Raw genomic sequence first — 19197 nt, 5'->3', positions numbered from 1 at the left:
CGGCTGGACAGCCTGCGGCACTTGCGCGACGGTGGTGCGGCGACAGTGAACGGCGGGAACAGGATGGCCATGCGCGACAACGACCGGGTGCGGATCGAACTGGGCGAAGACGGCGTGGCGCAGGCCCGCCTCGTCCGTGCGGACAAGATGAACGCCCTCGACGGCGCGATGTTCGACCGCCTGATCGAGGCGGGCCAGGCGCTGCACGAGATGAAAGGGCTGCGCGCGGTGGTCCTTTCCGGCGAGGGCCGCGCGTTCTGCGCCGGGCTCGACCTGTCGAGTTTCGGCCGGGACCGGGGGGGCGAACCGCCGCTGACCGAGCGGACCTATGGCAACGCCAACAAGGCGCAGCAGGTCGCGATGCAGTGGCGCAAGCTGCCCGTGCCGGTGATTGCCGCGATCCACGGGGTGTGCTTCGGCGGCGGCCTGCAGATCGCCAGCGGGGCCGACATCCGCGTGGTCGCGCCCGACACCCGCATGGCGATCATGGAGATGCGCTGGGGCCTCGTCCCCGACATGGGCGGATACGCGCTGTGGCGGGGCCTGATCCGCGACGACGTGCTGCGCGAGCTGACCTACACCAACCGCGAATTCACCGGCGAGGAGGCGCACGCGATCGGCCTCGCGACCCACGTCGATGCCGAACCGCTCGCCCGCGCCACGGCAATCGCTTCGACCATCGCCGACCGCAGCCCGCACGCGATCCGGGGCGCGAAGCGGCTCGCGAACGCGATGCCCGACAAGCCCACGGCCGACCTGCTGATGGACGAGAGCCTCGAGCAGCACAAACTCCTCCGCTCGAAGAACCAGATGGAAGCCGTGATGGCTGGCATGGAACAGCGCAAGGCGCGCTACGAGGACGTGTAAGGCGCCCGGTCACCCGGCGTCCCTTTCGAAAATGCTGTCGCGATTTACCAAGTAATGCCGCGCTTCGTGGTGTACTCCGTCGCAGTGACATCGGCGAGGTGACATGAACGAGAGCAGTTCCTTTGGCGGCGCCTTGCCCTATCGCGGGCGGATTTATTCGGGCGGTCGCCTCGGACCGCCCGACCTTGCCCGGCACGAGGACTTCCGGCTGGGAAAGGCCCTCGTCAGGCCCTCGGTCCGCACGGTCGAGGGGGCCGGAGGAACGGTCGTCGTCGAACCGCGCGTTATGCAGGTCCTCGTCGCGCTGGTCGATGCCGGCGGCGAGGTGCTGACCCGCGACGACCTCATCCGCGTGTGCTGGAAAGGACAGATCGTCGGCGACGACGCCGTCAACCGCGCGATCTCCGCGGTGCGCCGCGCCGCGCGCGAAACCGATGGCGGCTTCGGGGTCGAGACGATCCCGCGGATCGGCTTTCGCCTGCTCGCAGAGGAAAACGGCGAGTTGCAGCCGGTCGCGCCGCCAGCCAGCGCAGGGGCGCCCGACCCGGCTTCGCGGGTATCGCGCCGCGCGCTGGTGGCGGGGGGACTGGCGCTCGCCGGGGCCGCCGGCGCCGGCCTATGGTTCAGCCGCTCGGGAGGCGCCGATCCGGCTGCCGGGCTTATCGAGGACGCGCGCAGCGACCTCGATGCGGGCACCCCCGAGGCGAACCTGCGGGCCATCGCCACGCTCGAGAAGGCGACGGGTGCCTCGCCCGCCAATGGAGAGGCCTGGGGACTGCTCGCGCTGGCGGTCGCGCAGGTCGACGATCACGCGATCGACCGGACGCAGTTTCCGGTCGAAAAGGTGACGGTCGCCGCCAACCGCGCGCTCCGGCTCGATCCGGCCAATGCCGATGCCCAGGCGGCGCTGGCGCTTTCGATGCCCTATTACGGCGACTGGCTCGCGGCGGAGAAGCGGTTCGCGGCCATCCTCGAGCGGCATCCGGACCACCTGCCGACGCTCGATTCGCGCAGTTTCTTCCTCGGCGCGGTGGGCCGGATGCGCGAATCGGCGCGCGATCGCCAGGCCTTCGCGTCGCGCGGATCGTCGAATCCGAACATGGTCTTCCGTCAGGTTTACGCGCTGTGGTTCCTCGACCGCATCGCGGATGCGGACCGGGTGGCGACCGGCGGGCTGCAGACGTGGCCTCGGCATCCGGGCCTGTGGTTCGCCAAGCTCTGGGTCCTTGCCGGAACCGGCCGAATCGACCGCGCCGTTGCGTTGATCGCTGACGAGGCGGGGCGACCACCGCTGCCGCCGCCGATGCTCGATACCCTGCGCGCCGCCATGTCGGCGGCCGGAGATCGTGATCCCGGAGCGGTCGATGCCGCCGCCGGTCGCATCGTCGGCGGCGTCGGACAGTCGGTCGCCGCAGTGGTCAACGCGATCATGCTGCTCAACCTGATCGGCGCGATCGACCAGGCCTTCGCGGTGAGCGAGGCCTACTACCTCGAGGAAGGTCCGTTGATCCCTGCGATGTCGTGGCGTCCCGGGCAACCGTTCGTACCCGACCAGCGCCGGCGCAAGACCAACATGCTGTTCACCCCCATGGCGCGCCCGATGCAGGCCGATCCGCGGTTCATGCCGCTGATGGAGCGCATGGGTCTTGCCCGGTACTGGAACCGGCGCGGGGTCACGCCCGATTTCCTCGCCCCGATCAAGGCCTAGATCCGCGCCTCGATACCGATGCCCAGCTCGCGCGGGTCGGCGGCGGTCCCGAACCTGAGGTCGAACAGGTAGGTCATGTGGAACCGGTCGAAGAGGTTGCGGGCGTAGGCGAAAACGTTGGCCCGGCCGATGGCCCACGACCCGCGTGCATCGACCACAGTCGCGCTGGGCACCACCAGCGCGGGCGTGTTGGCGTCATCGCTGAAGTAGGCGCCGTGGTGACGGATCGTCGCCGACAGGCGGACCGGCTGAACCGGCTGCCAATCGGCCGATGCCGCGGCGCTGACCCGGGGCGAACGCTGGAACTGCCTGCCCAGTGTCGGGTCGAGCGGCAGCAGCGTTTCGAGCACCCGCGTGCCGAGCAGCCCGAACGCGCCGCGAAGCGACAATCGCTCGCCGAAGCGATAGCCGGCCTCCAGCTCGAACCCTTGGGTCCTTGCCCGCGGTGCATTCTCGAACTCGGGCGCGAAGAAAGGGGTCCCGCCCGGCAACTGGATCTGCACCAACTGCTGGCGCTGCGCGTCCCGGATCGAGCTGCGGAACAGGTTGACGGCGACAATACCGCGACCCCCGGCGAAAGTGGACCGCGCGAACAGCTCGCGGTTCCACAGCGTTTCCTGTCCGAAATCGTCCTGCGCCCGGCGCACCAGGCTGATCGAGGTCCCGCCGGGGTTGTAGGCGCGCTGGATCATCGCGCCCACCGTTGTCCCCGGCGCGATGTCGACGGCGAGCGACAGCTTCGGCAGCCACCCGTCGAACCGCCCGTCATAGTCGAGCGCGAATCCCGCCGGCGGGGTGCCGACCAGCCCGGCGCGCTGCTGGCGGTCGGTCTGGTATCGAAGGCCCCCGGTGATCGCGATCCGTTCTGCCGGCCGCCACGTCGCCTCGCCGAACAGGCCCAGGCTTGCCTGGCGATCGCGGAACTGTCCCGCACCCACGCCGAGGCCGGTGATGTCGATCGTCTGCACCTGGCGGGTGGTGATGTGGTTGATACCCGCAAGCAGCGAGAGGCTGGCGTCCCGCGGCTGCCAGTGAAGGATGCCCTCGACCGAATAGTCGTGCGAATCGACGTGGGTCTGGCCCAGCCCCGGCAGGCCGAAGCGCCGCACCTGCGCGTCGCCGAAAGAAAGGGTCACGTCCCCCGCCAGCGCCGCGCCCGCTTCGTGATGCAGCCGCGCCGTAACCGAATCGACGTTGACGCGGTGAATCCCATTGGTGCGTTCCGGCACCGGGTCCCGGCGCTCCTCGAACGGGATGCGCACCGCCTCGAACTGGGGGGCCTGCGATTCGGTGTGGACGAAGCTCGTCTCGATTCGCGTGCCCGGCAGCGCTGTCGGGGTGAACAGCAGCTTGGCGCGCAGGATGCCGTAATCGTCGCGGTCGATGTCCGCACCCGCGATGCCGTCCGCCATGTCGCTCGCCATTCGTCCCAGGCGAAGGTCCCCGCTCACCCGCAGCGCGACCTGGTCGGCGACCACCGGACCCGACACCAATGCGGACACCTGGCGGGTACCGATCCCGCCGATGATCGCACGGCCCTTGCCTTCCCACTCGAACGCAGGATCTGCGGTTTCGATGAAGATCGCGCCGGCCACCGAATTGCGCCCCTGGGTGGTGGTCTGCGGGCTGCGCCAGACCTCGACCCGTTCGACGTCCCACAGCGGGGCGGAACTGGCGACGTATTCGTAATAGGTGACCGGGCGCCCGTCGATCTGCACCGTCACCCGCGGCCGCGTCCCGCCGAGAAAGGCGAACAGGTTGCGCAGCAGCCCGGTCGAATCCTGCCCGCGGATCGCCGCGCCTTCCTCGCCCGATCCGGCCTGCACGTTGGGGACGAGGTCGAGCACCTGGTCGAGCCGGTCGGCGCTGGCGGCCTCGATGGCGGCCTCGTCGATGACCACGACACTCGACGGCGTCTGGCGGATCGTGCGGGGCACCCGTTCGCCGGTGACGATGATTTCGCCCGCGGGTCGGCGCGGGGGGTCGAGCGCGGTCGTGTCGGAGGGCGCGTCGGCCATCCCCACGGACGCAGCGGCAAGCAAGCTCAGCACCATGACCGGTCCCCCCGATTTGCCGGAGAGATGCACCAGTTCAGGCGCTTAGGGAAGATGCCGATGCGCCCGCGGCGCCGGCCGCTCAGCCGAAGATGGCCGCTGCCTGCATTCCTGCCAGCACCTGCTCGCCGTCATAGTTCCACAGCCGCAGGCGTTCGGACGAATAGCCGTGGTCGGCGTGATCGCTGGCCGCTTCCGCCAGGAACCAGCCGTCGCGGGTGCGCGCGGCGGGATCGAGCAGGTTGAAGCTCCAGTTGATCGACGACAGCGGACCCTGCCGCTGCATGGCGCGCATCGAGCCTGGCGGCAGCGCATCGCCGAGCACGATTGCCTCGACCACCGGGTCGAGCCCCTCGCGGTCCTTCAGGCGGACCCAGCGGCGCACCAGCGGCTTGCCGGGACCCTGCTCGTCCTGCGCGCGGCGGATTTCGAGGTTGGCGGTGAAGTAATTCGGGTTGTTCATCCCGACGTCCTCGTTGTCCTCGGGCGGGCCGGGCCACGGATCGGCCTTGCCGGCCGGGTGCAGCGCATTGGGCTCGCGCTCCTCGCCGAACAGCATGAGCGCGGTCAGCGCCAGCTTGCCGTCGCAGGCGATGTCGCTGCGCACCTGGGTCACGTTGCGGCCCTGGCGGACCATCGAGACCGCAAAGCTCAGGTTCTCGCCCACCGGCGCGACGAAACCGACCTGCGCCGCGCGGAACGGCGGCAGGTCGGGCATCGCCTTGCGCGCGGCGACCAGCGCGAGCGCGGCAGAGGCGCCGCCGAACAGGGTGCGCCCCTGCATCCAGCGCGTCGCACCGGGAAGGACGATCGGGCGATTGTCGGCGGGGACCGCGTCGACGAGAGTGGCAAATCGCATCGGGGCGGGTTGATAGCAGCCCGCGCCGCCGCGTCCAGTCGGCTGCGCCTGCATCCCGCCGCCGGCCGGAACGGTCTGGGCGATCGGTAATGGGGGCGCGTGTCGCGCGGACGATTGCCATGCGCCGAGCAAGGCGCTAGTGGGCCGCTTCCTCGTCCGGGCCGCGCGCCCGGAAGGGGGCGAGGCCCGATGGCGGAGTGGTTACGCAGAGGACTGCAAATCCTTGCACGCCGGTTCGATTCCGGCTCGGGCCTCCACCTTCCCTTTTTCTCCCTTTCGTTTTCGTTCGATTTTGAACCGTTATCCTGCGGTTTTCAGCCACTTCTGTGCCTGAATTCTTTTGTTCCTTTTTCTCGCAAACCGCGCGATAAGGAGGGGGAGATGGAGGGGGCAGGCCCTTCTTCGAACAAGGGAAGCGAGAATGGGAAAGCTCACGGCCAAGTCCGTCACCGCGCTGGGGCCGGGACGGCACCACGATGGCGACTGCCTATTGCTTGAGGTTCGCCCCACTGGATCGCGCTCTTGGCTGGCGAGAGTTCGCCACAACGGTAAGCGCCGCGACATCGGCTTGGGAAGCGCCAGCGTCATCTCATTGGCGCGGGCGCGGGAGCGCTGCCGAGAGGTTCGCACGGCCATTGCCGAGGGTCGCGATCCTCTGACGCTGTGGAAGCCTTCGCCCCCGATGGCCCGCTTTTTCGAGGAGGTTGCGCGGGAGTTTGTCGAGCAGCGAGAGTTCAGCGCGAAGTCTCGTCAGCAAGCCCTGACCCGGCTCGAACGGTATGCCTTCCCGCGTCTAGGCAAGCTGCAAGTCCAGTCCGTCGATGCGGACAACATCGCTGAGGCGTTGCGACCGATCTGGACCACGAAGCCGGAAACAGCCGTGCGGACCCGCGACTTGATCCTGCGGACCCTGCGCTTTGGGCGACCAGACGGGGCGTTGCTCGAAACGACGCTGGCCCGCGCGATCACCGACCGGCTCCCGGCTCAGCCGCGCAACAAGAATTTTGCCGCGATGCCCTACACCCAGGTGCCGGGCTTCATGGCAAAGCTGGCCGGTAAGAAGACAATGGGCGCGCTCGCCTTGCAGACGGTGATTCTGACGGCCACCCGATCCGGCGAAGCGCGTGGCGCGACTTGGCGGGAGATAGATTTCGATGAGGCCGTTTGGACGGTCCCCGCTGAGCGGATGAAGATGAAGCGACCGCACCGGATTCCCTTGTCTCCGCAAGCCGTAGCGGTGCTACGAGCTGCCCGCGATATGCCGAGGGCTGACCGGAAGGCTGATGGGTTGGTGTTCCCCGGCGCGACGGGAAAGCCCCTCAGCGACATGACGCTGACCAAGATTTTGCGGGATATGAACGAGCCGGTCACGGTCCACGGTATGCGGTCCAGCTTCCGCGACTGGGCTGCAGAACAGACCTCCCTTCCGGGTGAGATTGCCGAGGCCGCGCTGGCCCATGCCGTGCCGAACGCTGTTGAGGCCGCGTATCGCCGCACCACCTTCTTCGACAAGCGCCGGGAGATGATGAACGCTTGGGGCGGTTACTGTGCCGACGATGGCGGCGCGAAGGTTGTCCCGATCCGCAAGGGGCGCGGGTGATGGCTCTAATCCATGAAGATCGACGCGGCCTGACTAGCTCGATGCAGCCGGAGGAGGTTCGCACGCTTGGGATCGAAGGCTTGATGCTGCTCGACCTTCGGCTGTGCCGCCGGGACAGCGAGATCATTGCCGGCGACAAGAACCTGCCTAGCGTCATTTCGTGGCTACCGGAAGGCACTGAGCGCGAATGGTTGCGGGATTGGCTGTCCGCTGATCAGCGGGAAGATCGCATCGCCGGAATGCAGGTGCTTGCCGAAGCAGGAGAGTGGCATGAGCTTAGCTGCCACCTGAGCGGTTGGCATGACGACCTCCAGACCATGCAGCTGATCTATGCGCGGTGGGATGCCGACGCGCCCCGGCGCAACGCCAGCAAGCCCCGCCGGGGGAAGGAATGGTGGCGCGTCTTGGCGCGGTATCTGCACGAGGCGGACGAAGAAACCTGGGATGCGAAGCTAAAGCATCTCCCGGATGACCAAGAGGAACCACTCAGGCTTGACACCTATTGGTTCCATCGCAGGATCGGTGAAAGCAGAGCCGGGGCGAAGGGGCCGCTGGTATGCTGCACGTTTGACGATGGCAGGAGGCCAGATGAAATCTCCTTCTCGACATTCGAGCGACACCTGAAAAACAACAAGTCGAAATAAATCTTCGGGCGGTTAGCGGCTAATCGCCCTACGCACTGCCCGAAATCGTCTGTCGTTCCAACGAGAGGACACGACAGATGGACGACCTCAAACCCCGGCTAGTGGACCGCCACAAGGCGCGCGAGTTGCTCGGCAACATCGGCGACAGCAAGCTCTACGACCTATTCAATCGCGGTGAAATCGAGGGTGTGTTCCTCGACAACAAGCGCCTGTTCGTGGTCGCTTCGATTGACGCCTACATCGACCGGCTGACCAACGCGCGGCCCGAAGGCGTCACCCGCCGCTTTGGCAATCTCAAGTATTGCGATGCGCGATGACGAGGAGGAGCCGCGCATTCAACCACGAGAAATAATCCTCCCGCGCGGTTTCTTTTGAATCGACGCTGGAGCTTTCTCGCCTCGCCTAACGAGGAGAAGCCCAATGACTATATTTCCGAATGTTCAAGTAGCGACCCGGTTCGCCTGTAAGATCGCTCGCGCCGATCCATTGCAGGTGACAACTGGACTATATCAGAGTGACAACGAGGACTTGCAGGCGATCTTGCCGCCGAAGCCTGAGGTCAACGGTCAGCCGCGTTATTACAACGGTCTAGAGGTCGGGCTTCTCGCCATCGTGACCGATTTCACGGCTGCGGGCGTCAAGTTGCCCTTGTCCGCGAAGATCGCCCGTCGCGTCATGGAAGCGCACCTGTCCCGGCCCGAAGTGCCCCAGTGGGTGATCGTGGCGACGGACAACGGGAACGTCTCGACGCTTCCCTACAGTCAGGTGGACCTGCTCAACGGTTTCATCTCCGGCGCACGGCTCAATTTCGCCCTGGTGGTGGATCTTGCCAGTTATGCTGCGCGCGTAAGTGCGGCTGTCGCCGACGCGCCGAAGGTGATCGGAGGCGGTGATGCGGTCTGATGGAGGAGGCGGGAGTATCCCCGGCGAAGCCCTAGCCGGGGATACCCGTTCGCAGTCCGAGGCAAGTCAGCACACTGAAGCTCTGGACAGATCGCGGGATGCTGCTGGCGCACGTCAAAGTCTAACGGTTCTCGACGCAGCGCTGAAATACGCCGCCGCCGGGTTTCCCGTCTTTCCTTGCCGCAATGTGCCGGGGCTACCGGGCCACAAGGCTCCGCTGACAGCGCGCGGGTTCAAGGATGCGACAACCGACCGGGCGCAAATCGAAGCGTGGTGGCGACAGCACCCGCAAGCCTTTGTCGCGGTGCCCACCGGCGCGGCGAGCGGCCTCGCCGTGCTCGATATCGACGCAAAGAACGGAAAGGACGGCTTCGCCGCCGTGCCCGGCTGGGAAAGCATGACCCCGCTGCGCTCGCGAACCGGGAGCGGCGGCGCGCACCTGTTCTTCCGCGCCAGCGAGCCGATCCGCAGCACGAGCAATGTAAATGGGCATGTCGGCGTCGATACGCGCGGCGAGGGCGGGTATGCGATCGTGCCGCCGTCCAGCGGTTACGAGTGGGTATCTGGGGGCGATACGATCGACCCCTTGAACCTGCCGCATTTCCCCCTTGCCTACCTCCCCCGCTACCAACGCCACGAAAGCAGCGACGAAGGGTTGCTGGCTGACGAGCCGGAGTTGGTCGAACCGGCCCTGCGCGCGATCCCGAACGACGATCTGGGCTGGGACGAGTGGAACCGGGTCGGCATGATGACCTTTGCCGCGACGGGTGGAAGCGATGAAGGCTTCGACGCATGGGATGAGTGGTCGCAGAAAAGCTCGAAATACAGCGCCCACGAGACCCGCAAAAAATGGGACCGCTTCTTTCGTTCGCCACCCACTGGGGTCGGCATGGGAACCTTGCGCTGGATGGCGAACGAAGCGGACCCCGACTGGCTCGACAAGTTCGAGCTTGCACAGGAAGCCGCTGCCCGAGCGTCCTTCGACGCGGGGCAGGCGATTTTCGAGGACATGGTCGGCTCGGTCCTGCCGAAACCAGAACCCGCACCCGACGCGCCCGAAAAAGGCTATTGCGCCACGGAGAATGGTGCAGGAGCGCAAGCGCAGACGGAGGCAGAACCTACCGCCAGCGAACCGTCCGAGACCACCGAGGGGCCATTTTCGCTGAAGCTAGAGGAATGGAACGCGGGCGGCGACGATTGGCAAATTTCACCGCGGGCTTGGTTGCTTGGCAATGTATTCTGTCGAGGCTTCGTTTCGGCCCTGATCGCTGACGGCGGCGTGGGCAAAACGGCGTGGAGCGTCTTGCAGGGGCTATCCTGCGCCACGGGCCGCGCTCTGTCTGGCGAACACGTATTCGAGCGGTGCCGCGTCCTGCTGCTGTCGCTTGAAGATGATCGGGAGGAGCTTCGCCGCCGGGTGCGGGCCGCGATGATCGCGCACGATGTAAAACCGGAGGAAGTGGACGGCTGGCTTTTCCTGTCCGCGCCTGAGGGCAAGGCGGGCAAGCTCGTCAACGCGGCCCTGCGCGGCAACGGGCGGGTGAAAACCGGCGCGATGCTCGACGAGTTGAAAGCGGCGATCACCGGCAGGAACATCGACTTGCTGATAATCGATCCGCTGGTGAAGGCGCACGATGTGGAGGAGAACGACAACTCCGCAATGGACATTGTGATTTCGACGGCGTCCGAATTGGCCATCTCCCAGAACATCGCGGTCTGCCTGCTACACCATACGAGTAAGGGTGCCGCCGATCCGGGCAATGCCGACCGGGGCCGGGGTGCCAGCGCGGTCAAGAACGGTGCACGCTCGGTCTATACCCTTACGGCCATGAGCAGCGGCGAAGCTGAGTTGTTCAATATCACTGAAGCTTCACGCCGGTCCTTCGTGCGGCTCGACAGTGGCAAGGTGAACATTACGCCTTCGCTCGACCGGGCGAAATGGTTTGAGCTGGTCGGAGTCAATCTTGGTAACGGCAACCCGCTTTATCCCCACGGTGATAATGTGCAGAGTCTCAGGCCCTGGTCCCCACCAGACGCTTGGGGCAGCGTAGGTGACGATACCAGGCAACGCATTCTCGACGAGATCGAAGCTGGTGTGCCTGAGGGCGAAGGCCATCTGGCTGGGAGCCGGTATTCGAACAGTCCCCGCGCAACATGGCGCGCTGCGTGGCCGGTGGTCAGCGGACAGGTGCCCGATCTGACCGAGCGACAAGCCCGCAAGATCATTTCCGATTGGCTGAAAACGCGCGTGCTGGTCGAGCGCGATTATCACGATCCGAACGACCGGCGATCAGTGAAAGGTCTGTTCCGCGCGACGAAGGAGAACGACGACAATGTGCCGATGTGAACGAATAAAGCAGCGCGGGATTAGCTCGATCTATTCCCGCGTTAATCCCGCGCCGATCCGGGCGGGATTAAGCGCGATTACCCTAAAGGGAAAAGTAATCCCGCGTTGGGGCGCGGGATATACGTTTCCCGTTCGCGCGGGGTAATCGCGGAGGCAATCCCCCGCAGGCAACGGGATAGATCGAAAGTTGCCTGAGAGAAAAGAGAGAAGGAACATTCCATGAACGTGAATTTCAATCCGGTGACCGCTGCCAACGAGCCTTTCGATCCGAAGCGCGACCCTGCCACGCGGCAATCGCATGTTTCGATCCGAGCTTTCGGCATCGAGTTCCATTCGCGCTACGGGGTGCTTGCCGAGCTTCGCATGATGATCCTCGCTGTCGATACATGGCTTTCGCGCGGGCTGTTCTGGCACATCGACAAGATCGACTTCGACTCAAAGGGCGGGAGCGTCTGCGCGACCCTCAAGCAGCGCGATGACCCGCTCGACGGGATCGCGCGGCAAATCGCATCGACCTTGAAGCTCCACCTAGGCGACCGCTGCCTGTCCGTGTTCGTCGTGAATCACGCCGGCACTACGATAGCTGAAAGCCGAGGGTGATGGGGCATGAAAAGTAAAAGGCACATGGCCTCGCGGACCGGCGCTGGCCCGCGAAAACAACGCAAAGGTGTCTTTCCGCCACTAATCTTGAGGAGTTGAACATGACCGAAAAGCCCAAGAAGCCCCGCCGCCCTCGCGTGGACAGCACCACCGGGATCGCCGCCGCTATCGTCGCGGGCGGCAAGCAAATCACCCTCCCCGAGGGCACCAAGTTCGATGCTTTCGAGCGCAAGGTGTTCACCGAGCTATGTGACGAGTTCAGCAAGACCGAGCTAACCCCGCACAAGGTCCGGCTGCTAGTCTCGCTCGCCCGTCAGATCGTGATGCTCTCGCGGGAGCAGGAAGCCCTGACCCGCGAAGGGTTCGTGCTGACCAACAGCCACGGCAACGCCGTTCCAAATCCCCGCGTGAAGGCGTGCGCCGGGTTGACCAGTTCGATCCTCGCAATGCGCCGGTCCCTCGGCATCCACACGCGGGCCCAGGAAGGCGGCAGCAACCAGAAAGCCGCAGTCCGCCGCGCCCACAACAAGGCCAACGAAGCCGAGCGCGGCAACTACGACGACAACCTTATCGCCTTCCCCAAGCCGCTGGAGGAGGTCGATGATGACGGGTGACGACGAAGCCACGAGCATGAAGGCCATTGCCATTGTGCGCGACCTACAGCGCAAGCTCGCCAACCAGTGTTTCGAGAGGGGCATCAGCCCTGAAGATATCGCCTTGGGGTGTCTGCATGGCGCGTTCGATGTGGCTGAGGGCGCGAAGGGGCCGGGCATGACCGCCCTCGAATGGATGCGGACCGGGCTGGACCTAATCGAGCGCCAGTTGCTGGCGCGCGAGATAGTCCAGTGACCGAGCGCCGCGCCCCGCCGATCCTCAGCGCGGGCGACCGGCTACAAGCGCAGCCCCACCATGTCCGGGCACTGGTCCTAGACCTCCTCGATCAAATGTCCGCTCCTATGACCGCGCGGCAGATCGAAGCTGCGCTAATCGAAGCGGGCGGGTGGACGCGGGCCGAGCGCCGCCGGATCGTGAAGGCGCTCAAGGTGCTACCGATTGTGGCGATTGGGGCCGGCTAACGGTTTGAGCCTCTGCGGCAGTAACAGCGACCGGCCATTTCAGAAGAGTTGCTGGTCCGTAGATTTCATAGGTTTGCAGCTGCCTCTTGCAAAATCGGTCTTCTCGCCGTCCGGCCCCTCCACCTTGGATATCCGATAGAAATAGCCAGTGTTGCGCTCGAAAACATAAGTCTCATCGATGACCTTGTTCCCCCATCGTCGCCCTGGATTTTCAAACCTGATTTCGGAACGGTTAGATATGAGTTTACATGGGCGATCTGTCGTGCAGAGTGAGGAAAAGTCTTTGTTCCCCGCGAAACGGGTTTCCAGCGTTTCGTCGTTAAGGTTGATGCGGTAGAAGCCGCGATATGAGAGTGTGGCTTCGAATTCGGCTCCGTCATCATCGGATGTCAGAGTGACTGGCTTATCGGAGTCAGCGTCGCAATAGAGAAGGATCGTCTCTGCCTCTGAAGCTTCGGCTTCGAAGGTCTGAGCCTCCCGCGTCTGCGATTCACAGGCCGTGACGGAGGCTAAGACAAATAGCGGGACGAAATATCCAAGATTGATTTGCACGGTGAGTTCCTTTGTCTCCGGCAAGTTGCAACTCGAAGGAATGTCAGTCCTTAGTCATTGAGCGGTGATCCATCGTAGTCACCTTGGCGAGAGCTTTACCCTTGCGCAGTCGGGGCGTGAGCCGGAGTGCCCCTTTTCCGCACTTGGGCGAACGAAATCAATTCTCTTTGAATCGCGATCAACCGACTTTCGCCCCTAGACCGAAGGCGACACCCGGCACGTTGGACTCTGCCGCGCGACGCACGTGGTCAGGAATGCTTGGCGCTTCCGAAAGCGGACCGGGGCAAGCGGCTCCGATCCTTCCATCACATTCGATTTCGGAGGCTGTCATGCAGCACTACAATATCCCTCGTGCGCTATCGGGCGCGGTCCGGGCGCAGGAAACCCCTGAGCAGATCGCGGCGCAAATTCGCGCCACCCTCACGACCATGCGCGACAATCAGGACAACCGCATTGCGGGCGTGGAAGAGAATGTCTCGAACCTCACCAACTCGCTCTCCGCGATGCAGCGGCAGATCGAGAATGGCGGCGGCTTCTCCAACGCCAGCCCGACCATCGTTCCGGTCGATGCCGACTACACCAAGGCGTTCGCCAGCTTCGTGCGGCGCGGCGACGGTGAGCAGCGACTGAGCGAGTTGCAGGGTGTCGGGGATCGCGCAGCGATTCAAGCGGCCCTTAGCGTCGGCAGCGACACCAACGGCGGCTATCTGGCCCCAGTCGAATGGGACCGGCAGATCAGCAAGGCCCAGGTGCCGACCTCGCCCATGCGGAAGCTCGCGAAGGTCGTGACCACTTCGGTTGGCGCGTTCTCAACGCTCTGGCAGTCGGGCAATCCCGGCTCCGGCTGGGTGGGCGAGACTGCGGCCCGCCCGCAGACGACCAACCCCACCTTCGCTCCGATCACCTTCGCGGCTGGCGAGATTTATGCCAACCCGGCGGCGACACAGCGCATTCTCGATGATGCTGCGATCGACATCGGGAAGTGGTTGGTCGAAGCTCTGCGGGTTGAGTTCAACCGGCAGGAAAACATCGCCTTCCTTTCGGGCGATGGGGTCAACAAGCCCTTCGGCCTTCTCCAGTATGTGACCGGCGGCGCGGCTGACGGTTCGCATCCGGGCGGCAACCTCACGGTGGTCGAGAGTGCGCTGACGGTCGATGCGCTCATTGACTTCACCTACGGGCTGGGCGCGCCCTATCGCCAGAACGCCACCTGGCTCATGTCGAGCCTCACGGCGGCGGCGCTCACGCGGATGAAAACGGCGGACGGTGATTTGGTGTGGCGTGAGTCGCTCATTGTCGGCCAGCCAGCCACGCTGCTGGGGCGTCCGGTTGAGATCGACGAAGGGATGCCGGGGCCGACTGCGGGCAACATCGCGCTGGCCTTCGGGGACTTCAACGCGGGCTACCTCGTCAACGACCGCTACAGTTCTCTACGCGTCTTGAGAGATAATCTGACGAACAAGCCCTTCGTCCACTTCTACGCGACGAAGCGTGTGGGCGGTGGCGTGCTCGATCCGGGCGCAGTGAGGCTTCTCCGCATTCCAGCGGTCTAAGCCGCTAGGAGCGTGCAGGAGCGCAGATTTGGGGCCGGATGGGGGTAAACCCTGTCCGGCCCTCTTTTTGCCCCTAGTTGCCGCGCCGACAGAGCGATTGTTGGAAGACCTCAAATTTGGTGCCGGGCCTGATGAACACCCAATCATCGACGCGGTCAATTTCTTGGACCACTGACCCATCGCTTCGATAGCTCGATTGGGCTGAATAACGATAACGCCCATCACAATCCAATGTGATGCGAGTGGTCAATAACACGGTGCCATTTGGCTGAGGGGTTTTATATTTCTCGCGTATCCACGCGGACACTAAGCGTCCTTCTCGTTTCACATCGCGCTCAAAGATCCAGTAGTAGCCATGCTCACTCTCCCACTGATGCTCGGGATTTTCGTCGCTCCAAGGGTAATCCGGCTTGACCGCTGATTGCTGGTATTTCGTCCATGGCCCCGTTTCGGGGACCGAAGACTGAGCGATAGCGGGCGCGGAGGTCAATGCGACTAAGCACCCTAAGACCGGACGTTTCATCATTTGCCCCTTTAGGTTAGCGATCAGGTCACAGCCGCAATGACTAACGCGATAATCGAGACGACTAGGGCCGCTCGCGCGGTCCATTCCTCTCGACGCCTCCTCTCCATCTGGCAAAGCAGTCCACGAACGCTCCCGTCACCTTCGGAGCGGATCAACTCAAGGATATCGACTGTCGCAAGTTTTCGGATGGTTCCGGGCGAACTGTCCGGCATCTGATCCGCCGCGATTGTCCCTCTTTGCTCAAAAACACGCCCCCACCATTCCTCGAATGTCATAGCGCCTACTCTCCGACCAAGACCGCATTTGCACTGTAGCCTGAAGTTGACTACACGCAACTAGCCAATCCTTTTCTGTGACGCTCTTATTACCCCGTAGGAAGAGGCCCCGCCTCCCGGCGGAGCCTCTTCATTTCACGCCGCTTCTAGTTCTTGCGGCATCTCCCGCGCGCAGGTGACGTGATAGAAGTCGCCTTTATTACTCGCGCGACGAACATAGACAGCAACTCTTTGCCCTCTTTCCTCGCGCGGCAGTGGCCACCGCGAAAAGTGGCAAGCAGCTCCGGCTGTGCCAATCCAGTCGTCATCCATTAGGGGCTTGCCGTTGGGCAAAAACAAATCCCCAAAGAGGTGATTTTGAGAAATGCTGTGAACTTCGAAAATGAGTTCGCCGATGTCGAGGGGTTCTGGCTTCGCGTGCGTCATTGCTTGCTCCTTTCAAGTGCCGCGTTGATTCGACGGCATCAGGAAATGACCAGCCCGCCCGGTGTGATTAGCCGCTAACCACCCTTACAAAATTCGTTGGGACACAGGCTGGGTTTGCGGCAGACCACTTGTCGCGCGGATCGATCCTGCTAATAGGGCGCGGCGTTGGCTCAGTCCTGTCCGCACCACCTACCCCGATCCGGGAGAGGGGGCGATGGAGGGGGAAGGGTCAAAGCCCAACCCGATAATTCCGTGATTTCCTCTGCCGACCCAGAGGGTTATGGATTATCGGTTTGGGGGAGGCTCGGGCCTCCATTCCTGCCAGCCCTTCGCGGATTGCGGCAACGCAAAGTCGCGGCTAGGGGCGCCGGAATGCCGCTTTAGCTCAGTTGGTAGAGCACATCATTCGTAATGATGGGGTCACAGGTTCGAGTCCTGTAAGCGGCACCACACACTCCAGAAATCGGGAGACCGTGACGCTCGGCCGCGACCGAGGCGCAAGAACCTCGCAGTTCTGCGCCTGTTTGCGCGTGCAGAATGCGGAGTGAGGTCCGTAAGACTGCGGGCGATGGGCGAACAGACTCGATTTCGGGCCCGTGTCTCAGGAGCGCATTTCTCAGACCTCACGCCGAGGGGCGGATCAATTGGAGAGTAGAGCGGCCTTCTGGCGAGACCACTCAAGCGGGAAGCTGGTCCCGAGAAGTTGCTTCGCCGTCAAGCTCGGCGCGTGGCGGCCCCCGAGGATCGCATCGACGATGTCAGGTGAAAGCCAGGAGATATGGAGCAATTGTCCGAGCCGCTTTCGGCAGCGACCGGTCGCCGTTGCGAGTTCCGAGATGGTTTGGCCGGGCTCTGCAAACACCTCATCCCTGACGGTCAAGGCTTCGCGCAGAAGCGAAACGATGGCTTCGTCTCGCTCGGCTTGAGGCTCATCGGTGATGACGAGCCTCACTTCCTTGCCCTTGCGGATGCGGCAGACAGGAGCCGTGAGTGTGAGGCGGCGCTCGTCGGAGACCTCGCTCCGCAGAAGTTTGCCGAGACCGGAGGAGGACAGCTGGACCTGGATATCTGCGTCCCTGACGTCAACGCGCTCGATGAGAGTCGGGATCTTCGTGCGTCGATGATAGGTGCAATACCGAAGCCGGTCGGCGGTGTGCTGACAAAGGTCGAGGGCAGCGGATAGTCTCGCGGCATCGTCCAAACCGACCAAACGCCGGATCGACGACCGGTCTTCAAGGAACTGGACGAGCCTGCCGATGACGGACTTCTCGATGTCGTGCGCCGGAAGCCTCCATGCCGGTGCCTGCGACAGGTCTTCCGATGAATGCGTGATGTAGTAACGGTAGCGCTTGCCCTTCTTGTCGGTGTGAGACGGGCTCATCTTCCTGCCGCGGCCATCGAACACGATCCCGGCCAGCAAGCAGGCTTCGCTGGCATTGCGGCGGGACTTGCGATCGACCCTGCCCTCCTTGATGAGGTGGCTGACCCGGTCCCAAAGCCCGGCATCGACGATGGCTTCGTGTTCGCCTGGCCAGGCCTTCCCCTTGTGGACCATCTCGCCCAGGTAGATGCGGTTGCCCAGCAAGTGAAACAGCGCCCCGCGCGTGAACGCAACGCCGCCGCGAACGGACCCGTCCTTGTAGACCCGGCGCTTGGTCCGGATGCCGCTTGCGCGTAGGTCTTCGAGCAGCAACCGCCCTGACCCAAGCTCAGCGTACCGTTCGAAGATGTGCCGCACCGTGGCGGCTTCCTCCTCGTCGATGACAAGCTTGCGGTCCTTCACTTCGTAGCCCGGCGGAACGGGACCGCCCATCCAGAGCCCCTTCTTCTTCGCGGCTGCAATCTTGTCGCGGATGCGCTCGCCGGTGACCTCGCGCTCGAACTGGGCGAACGAGAGCAGCACGTTGAGCATGAGGCGGCCCATGCTGGTCGTGGTGTTGAACGACTGAGTTACCGAGACAAAGCTCGCTCCCGCCTTCTCGAGGACATCGACGATGCGCGAGAAGTCAGACAGGCTGCGGGTCAGGCGATCGATCTTGTAGAGGACGATGACGTCGATCTTGCCAGCCGAGACATCGGCGAGCAGTCGCTGGAGGGCAGGGCGCTCCAGCGTCCCACCCGAGAACCCGCCATCGTCGTATCGATCCCGGACATGCGTCCAGCCTTCGTGGCGCTGGCTCGCGATGTAGGAAGCGCAGGCGTCGTACTGGGCATCGAGGCTATTGAATTCCTGTTCGAGCCCCTCCTCGGTCGACTTCCTCGTGTAGACGGCGCAGCGGACCGAGCGGCGCTGCTCGAAGGTCAGCGATTCAGCCACGGGACGCCTTCCCGTCCAGTCCGAAGAAGCGCGGCCCCGACCAGTTGGTACCGGTCACCTCGCGAGCTATCGCTGAGAGCGAGGCATACTGCTGGTCTTCGAAGACAAACCCGTTCTCGCTCACTTCAACCGTCACGGTCCTGCCATGCCAGGACCGGACGAGGCGGGTGCCGGCCTTGATCGGGGGACCGCGGTCAGACGCTGCCTTCAGGGCAGTCGTCGAACACCGCGAGAGGCCGCCATGCACCTTCTCCTGCAGGCGGTAGGCGATCCCCATCCTGAGCAGTTCTCCTGAAATCCTGGGAGCGGGCATGCCATATGCCCGCTCCCACTCATGCCGCAGCGCAGCTGGCTTCATGTCCGCCAGCGCTGCTAGACGCTCATCGAGCCTGGCCACTGGTCAGGCGCTCTTGACGAGCGAGTAGCGGCTGACGCCGGCGACCTTGTCGCGCTCGATCGTGTGCCCCTTCTTCTTCAGGCCGGTCATCGCCGCGCGGGCCGTATGCGGCAGCCAGCCGGTTGCCGCGAGGAGGTCTTCGAGTGTTGCGCCGTTCTTGCGTTTGAGCAGGGCGATGACCTTGTCGTTCTTAGTCTCGCGCTTGGGTGCCGCCTTGGGCTTGGTCTGGTCGGTCACGGGTGGTTCTCCTTGTCCGGAGCGGCACCGTGCCGCTCCCACCACCCACAGCCCCGGCCGAGCGCGTCGCCGGGGCGCCAGCCGGTCTCATCGGCTGGGATTAGGTGACGCGACCAATGCTTGCTTTGCAGGGAAAGTCGAATGGAATATCGGCTTCGGGACGTCAGCTTTGCGCCCCTTGTGTGGACGGCTCTCCGTTGGCAAGGATTTGGTGAGCTTTTGCTGAGGCTGGTCGGTGCGGCCATGTGTCCGGCCT

Annotated in this window: 20 protein-coding genes and 2 tRNA genes; 14 read left to right on the top strand and 8 right to left on the bottom strand. The window is 64.1% G+C overall.

Going from position 1 to position 19197, the window contains the following annotated elements:
• Window positions 1-63 precede the first annotated feature (63 nt).
• Window positions 64-867 (top strand): crotonase/enoyl-CoA hydratase family protein, encoded by an 804-nt coding sequence (locus N0B51_RS00110; RefSeq protein ID WP_259960146.1) that lies wholly within the window; start codon window positions 64-66, stop codon window positions 865-867.
• Window positions 868-970: 103 nt separating this feature from the next.
• Window positions 971-2575 carry a winged helix-turn-helix domain-containing protein gene (locus N0B51_RS00105; protein ID WP_259960144.1) on the top strand — a complete coding sequence of 535 codons (1605 nt, stop codon included), beginning with the start codon at window positions 971-973 and terminating at the stop codon, window positions 2573-2575.
• Here N0B51_RS00105 and N0B51_RS00100 read toward each other — a convergent pair.
• On the bottom strand, window positions 2572-4593 hold the full coding sequence (locus tag N0B51_RS00100) for a TonB-dependent receptor (RefSeq protein WP_259960143.1): 2022 nt from the start codon (window positions 4591-4593) through the stop codon (window positions 2572-2574). The two genes, N0B51_RS00105 and N0B51_RS00100, sit on opposite strands and share 4 nt — an antisense overlap.
• 118 nt (window positions 4594-4711) lie before the next feature.
• Window positions 4712-5488, bottom strand: a complete 777-nt coding sequence (locus N0B51_RS00095; protein ID WP_259960142.1) for an acyl-CoA thioesterase — start codon at window positions 5486-5488, stop codon at window positions 4712-4714.
• Between the two features lie 183 nt (window positions 5489-5671).
• Here N0B51_RS00095 and N0B51_RS00090 point away from each other — a divergent pair.
• From N0B51_RS00090 to N0B51_RS00045, 10 genes are all read left to right on the top strand, one after another.
• Window positions 5672-5745: transfer RNA gene (locus N0B51_RS00090), tRNA-Cys, on the top strand.
• A gap of 164 nt (window positions 5746-5909) precedes the next feature.
• A complete protein-coding gene (locus tag N0B51_RS00085; RefSeq protein ID WP_259960140.1) occupies window positions 5910-7088 on the top strand; it encodes a tyrosine-type recombinase/integrase in 1179 nt (392 codons plus the stop codon).
• The gene (locus N0B51_RS00080; RefSeq protein WP_259960139.1) at window positions 7088-7732 is read left to right on the top strand and encodes a hypothetical protein; all 645 of its coding nucleotides are present in this window, start codon (window positions 7088-7090) and stop codon (window positions 7730-7732) included. The genes N0B51_RS00085 and N0B51_RS00080 overlap by 1 nt, the downstream gene beginning before the upstream one ends.
• 77 nt (window positions 7733-7809) lie before the next feature.
• On the top strand, window positions 7810-8049 hold the full coding sequence (locus tag N0B51_RS00075) for a helix-turn-helix domain-containing protein (RefSeq protein WP_259960138.1): 240 nt from the start codon (window positions 7810-7812) through the stop codon (window positions 8047-8049).
• 103 nt (window positions 8050-8152) lie between these two features.
• A complete protein-coding gene (locus N0B51_RS00070; RefSeq protein WP_259960137.1) occupies window positions 8153-8635 on the top strand; it encodes a hypothetical protein in 483 nt (160 codons plus the stop codon).
• Window positions 8625-10982, top strand: a complete 2358-nt coding sequence (locus N0B51_RS00065) for a bifunctional DNA primase/polymerase (protein ID WP_259960773.1) — start codon at window positions 8625-8627, stop codon at window positions 10980-10982. The genes N0B51_RS00070 and N0B51_RS00065 overlap by 11 nt, the downstream gene beginning before the upstream one ends.
• A gap of 219 nt (window positions 10983-11201) precedes the next feature.
• On the top strand, window positions 11202-11582 hold the full coding sequence (locus N0B51_RS00060) for a hypothetical protein (RefSeq protein ID WP_259960135.1): 381 nt from the start codon (window positions 11202-11204) through the stop codon (window positions 11580-11582).
• A gap of 101 nt (window positions 11583-11683) precedes the next feature.
• Window positions 11684-12196 carry a phage terminase small subunit, hendrixvirinae-type gene (locus N0B51_RS00055; protein WP_259960134.1) on the top strand — a complete coding sequence of 171 codons (513 nt, stop codon included), beginning with the start codon at window positions 11684-11686 and terminating at the stop codon, window positions 12194-12196.
• Window positions 12183-12431 carry a hypothetical protein gene (locus tag N0B51_RS00050; protein WP_259960133.1) on the top strand — a complete coding sequence of 83 codons (249 nt, stop codon included), beginning with the start codon at window positions 12183-12185 and terminating at the stop codon, window positions 12429-12431. Before N0B51_RS00055 ends, N0B51_RS00050 begins: the two co-directional genes overlap by 14 nt.
• Window positions 12428-12658, top strand: coding sequence for a hypothetical protein (locus tag N0B51_RS00045; protein ID WP_259960132.1), 231 nt, complete (start codon window positions 12428-12430; stop codon window positions 12656-12658). The genes N0B51_RS00050 and N0B51_RS00045 overlap by 4 nt, the downstream gene beginning before the upstream one ends.
• A gap of 39 nt (window positions 12659-12697) precedes the next feature.
• Here the strand turns inward: N0B51_RS00045 and N0B51_RS00040 are convergent, their stop codons facing one another.
• Window positions 12698-13210: a hypothetical protein gene (locus N0B51_RS00040; protein ID WP_259960131.1), complete on the bottom strand. Its 513-nt coding sequence runs from the start codon at window positions 13208-13210 to the stop codon at window positions 12698-12700.
• Window positions 13211-13539: 329 nt separating this feature from the next.
• Between N0B51_RS00040 and N0B51_RS00035 the strand changes: the two genes are divergently transcribed.
• Complete coding sequence (locus N0B51_RS00035; protein WP_259960129.1) at window positions 13540-14763, top strand: phage major capsid protein; 1224 nt, start codon at window positions 13540-13542, stop codon at window positions 14761-14763.
• A gap of 73 nt (window positions 14764-14836) precedes the next feature.
• On the opposite strand, the gene N0B51_RS00030 is transcribed toward N0B51_RS00035, so the two are convergent.
• Window positions 14837-15286 (bottom strand): surface-adhesin E family protein, encoded by a 450-nt coding sequence (locus N0B51_RS00030; protein ID WP_259960127.1) that lies wholly within the window; start codon window positions 15284-15286, stop codon window positions 14837-14839.
• A gap of 413 nt (window positions 15287-15699) precedes the next feature.
• Window positions 15700-15990: a hypothetical protein gene (locus tag N0B51_RS00025; protein ID WP_259960126.1), complete on the bottom strand. Its 291-nt coding sequence runs from the start codon at window positions 15988-15990 to the stop codon at window positions 15700-15702.
• A gap of 374 nt (window positions 15991-16364) precedes the next feature.
• Here N0B51_RS00025 and N0B51_RS00020 point away from each other — a divergent pair.
• A tRNA-Thr gene (locus N0B51_RS00020) sits at window positions 16365-16440 on the top strand.
• A 190-nt stretch (window positions 16441-16630) separates the two neighbouring features.
• Here N0B51_RS00020 and N0B51_RS00015 read toward each other — a convergent pair.
• Genes N0B51_RS00015 through N0B51_RS00005 form a run of 3 tightly spaced genes read right to left on the bottom strand, consistent with a single transcriptional unit; the run spans window position 16631 to window position 18941 of the window.
• Window positions 16631-18307, bottom strand: a complete 1677-nt coding sequence (locus tag N0B51_RS00015) for a recombinase family protein (RefSeq protein ID WP_259960125.1) — start codon at window positions 18305-18307, stop codon at window positions 16631-16633.
• Window positions 18300-18704 (bottom strand): DUF2924 domain-containing protein, encoded by a 405-nt coding sequence (locus tag N0B51_RS00010; RefSeq protein ID WP_259960124.1) that lies wholly within the window; start codon window positions 18702-18704, stop codon window positions 18300-18302. Before N0B51_RS00010 ends, N0B51_RS00015 begins: the two co-directional genes overlap by 8 nt.
• Window positions 18705-18707: 3 nt before the next feature.
• Window positions 18708-18941 carry a DUF3489 domain-containing protein gene (locus N0B51_RS00005; protein ID WP_259960122.1) on the bottom strand — a complete coding sequence of 78 codons (234 nt, stop codon included), beginning with the start codon at window positions 18939-18941 and terminating at the stop codon, window positions 18708-18710.
• Between the last annotated feature and the right edge of the window lie 256 nt (window positions 18942-19197).

The organism is Tsuneonella litorea (assembly GCF_025154015.1).
Taxonomy (GTDB): domain Bacteria; phylum Pseudomonadota; class Alphaproteobacteria; order Sphingomonadales; family Sphingomonadaceae; genus Tsuneonella; species Tsuneonella litorea.
The sequence above is the reverse complement of the archived record's forward strand: the minus strand, read 5'-3'. Positions and strand labels throughout refer to the sequence as shown.

Bases quoted from the DNA above. Each gene is read 5' to 3' on its own strand.
- N0B51_RS00075 (WP_259960138.1), top strand. From the start codon at position 7,810: ATGGACGACCTCAAACCCCGGCTAGTGGACCGCCACAAGGCGCGCGAG.
- N0B51_RS00070 (WP_259960137.1), top strand. From the start codon at position 8,153: ATGACTATATTTCCGAATGTTCAAGTAGCGACCCGGTTCGCCTGTAAG.
- N0B51_RS00060 (WP_259960135.1), top strand. From the start codon at position 11,202: ATGAACGTGAATTTCAATCCGGTGACCGCTGCCAACGAGCCTTTCGAT.
- N0B51_RS00110 (WP_259960146.1), top strand. From the start codon at position 64: ATGGCCATGCGCGACAACGACCGGGTGCGGATCGAACTGGGCGAAGAC.
- N0B51_RS00080 (WP_259960139.1), top strand. From the start codon at position 7,088: ATGGCTCTAATCCATGAAGATCGACGCGGCCTGACTAGCTCGATGCAG.
- N0B51_RS00025 (WP_259960126.1), bottom strand. From the start codon at position 15,990: ATGACGCACGCGAAGCCAGAACCCCTCGACATCGGCGAACTCATTTTC.
- N0B51_RS00035 (WP_259960129.1), top strand. From the start codon at position 13,540: ATGCAGCACTACAATATCCCTCGTGCGCTATCGGGCGCGGTCCGGGCG.
- N0B51_RS00055 (WP_259960134.1), top strand. From the start codon at position 11,684: ATGACCGAAAAGCCCAAGAAGCCCCGCCGCCCTCGCGTGGACAGCACC.
- N0B51_RS00085 (WP_259960140.1), top strand. From the start codon at position 5,910: ATGGGAAAGCTCACGGCCAAGTCCGTCACCGCGCTGGGGCCGGGACGG.
- N0B51_RS00030 (WP_259960127.1), bottom strand. From the start codon at position 15,286: ATGAAACGTCCGGTCTTAGGGTGCTTAGTCGCATTGACCTCCGCGCCC.
- N0B51_RS00065 (WP_259960773.1), top strand. From the start codon at position 8,625: ATGCGGTCTGATGGAGGAGGCGGGAGTATCCCCGGCGAAGCCCTAGCC.
- N0B51_RS00105 (WP_259960144.1), top strand. From the start codon at position 971: ATGAACGAGAGCAGTTCCTTTGGCGGCGCCTTGCCCTATCGCGGGCGG.
- N0B51_RS00095 (WP_259960142.1), bottom strand. From the start codon at position 5,488: ATGCGATTTGCCACTCTCGTCGACGCGGTCCCCGCCGACAATCGCCCG.
- N0B51_RS00100 (WP_259960143.1), bottom strand. From the start codon at position 4,593: ATGGCCGACGCGCCCTCCGACACGACCGCGCTCGACCCCCCGCGCCGA.
- N0B51_RS00050 (WP_259960133.1), top strand. From the start codon at position 12,183: ATGATGACGGGTGACGACGAAGCCACGAGCATGAAGGCCATTGCCATT.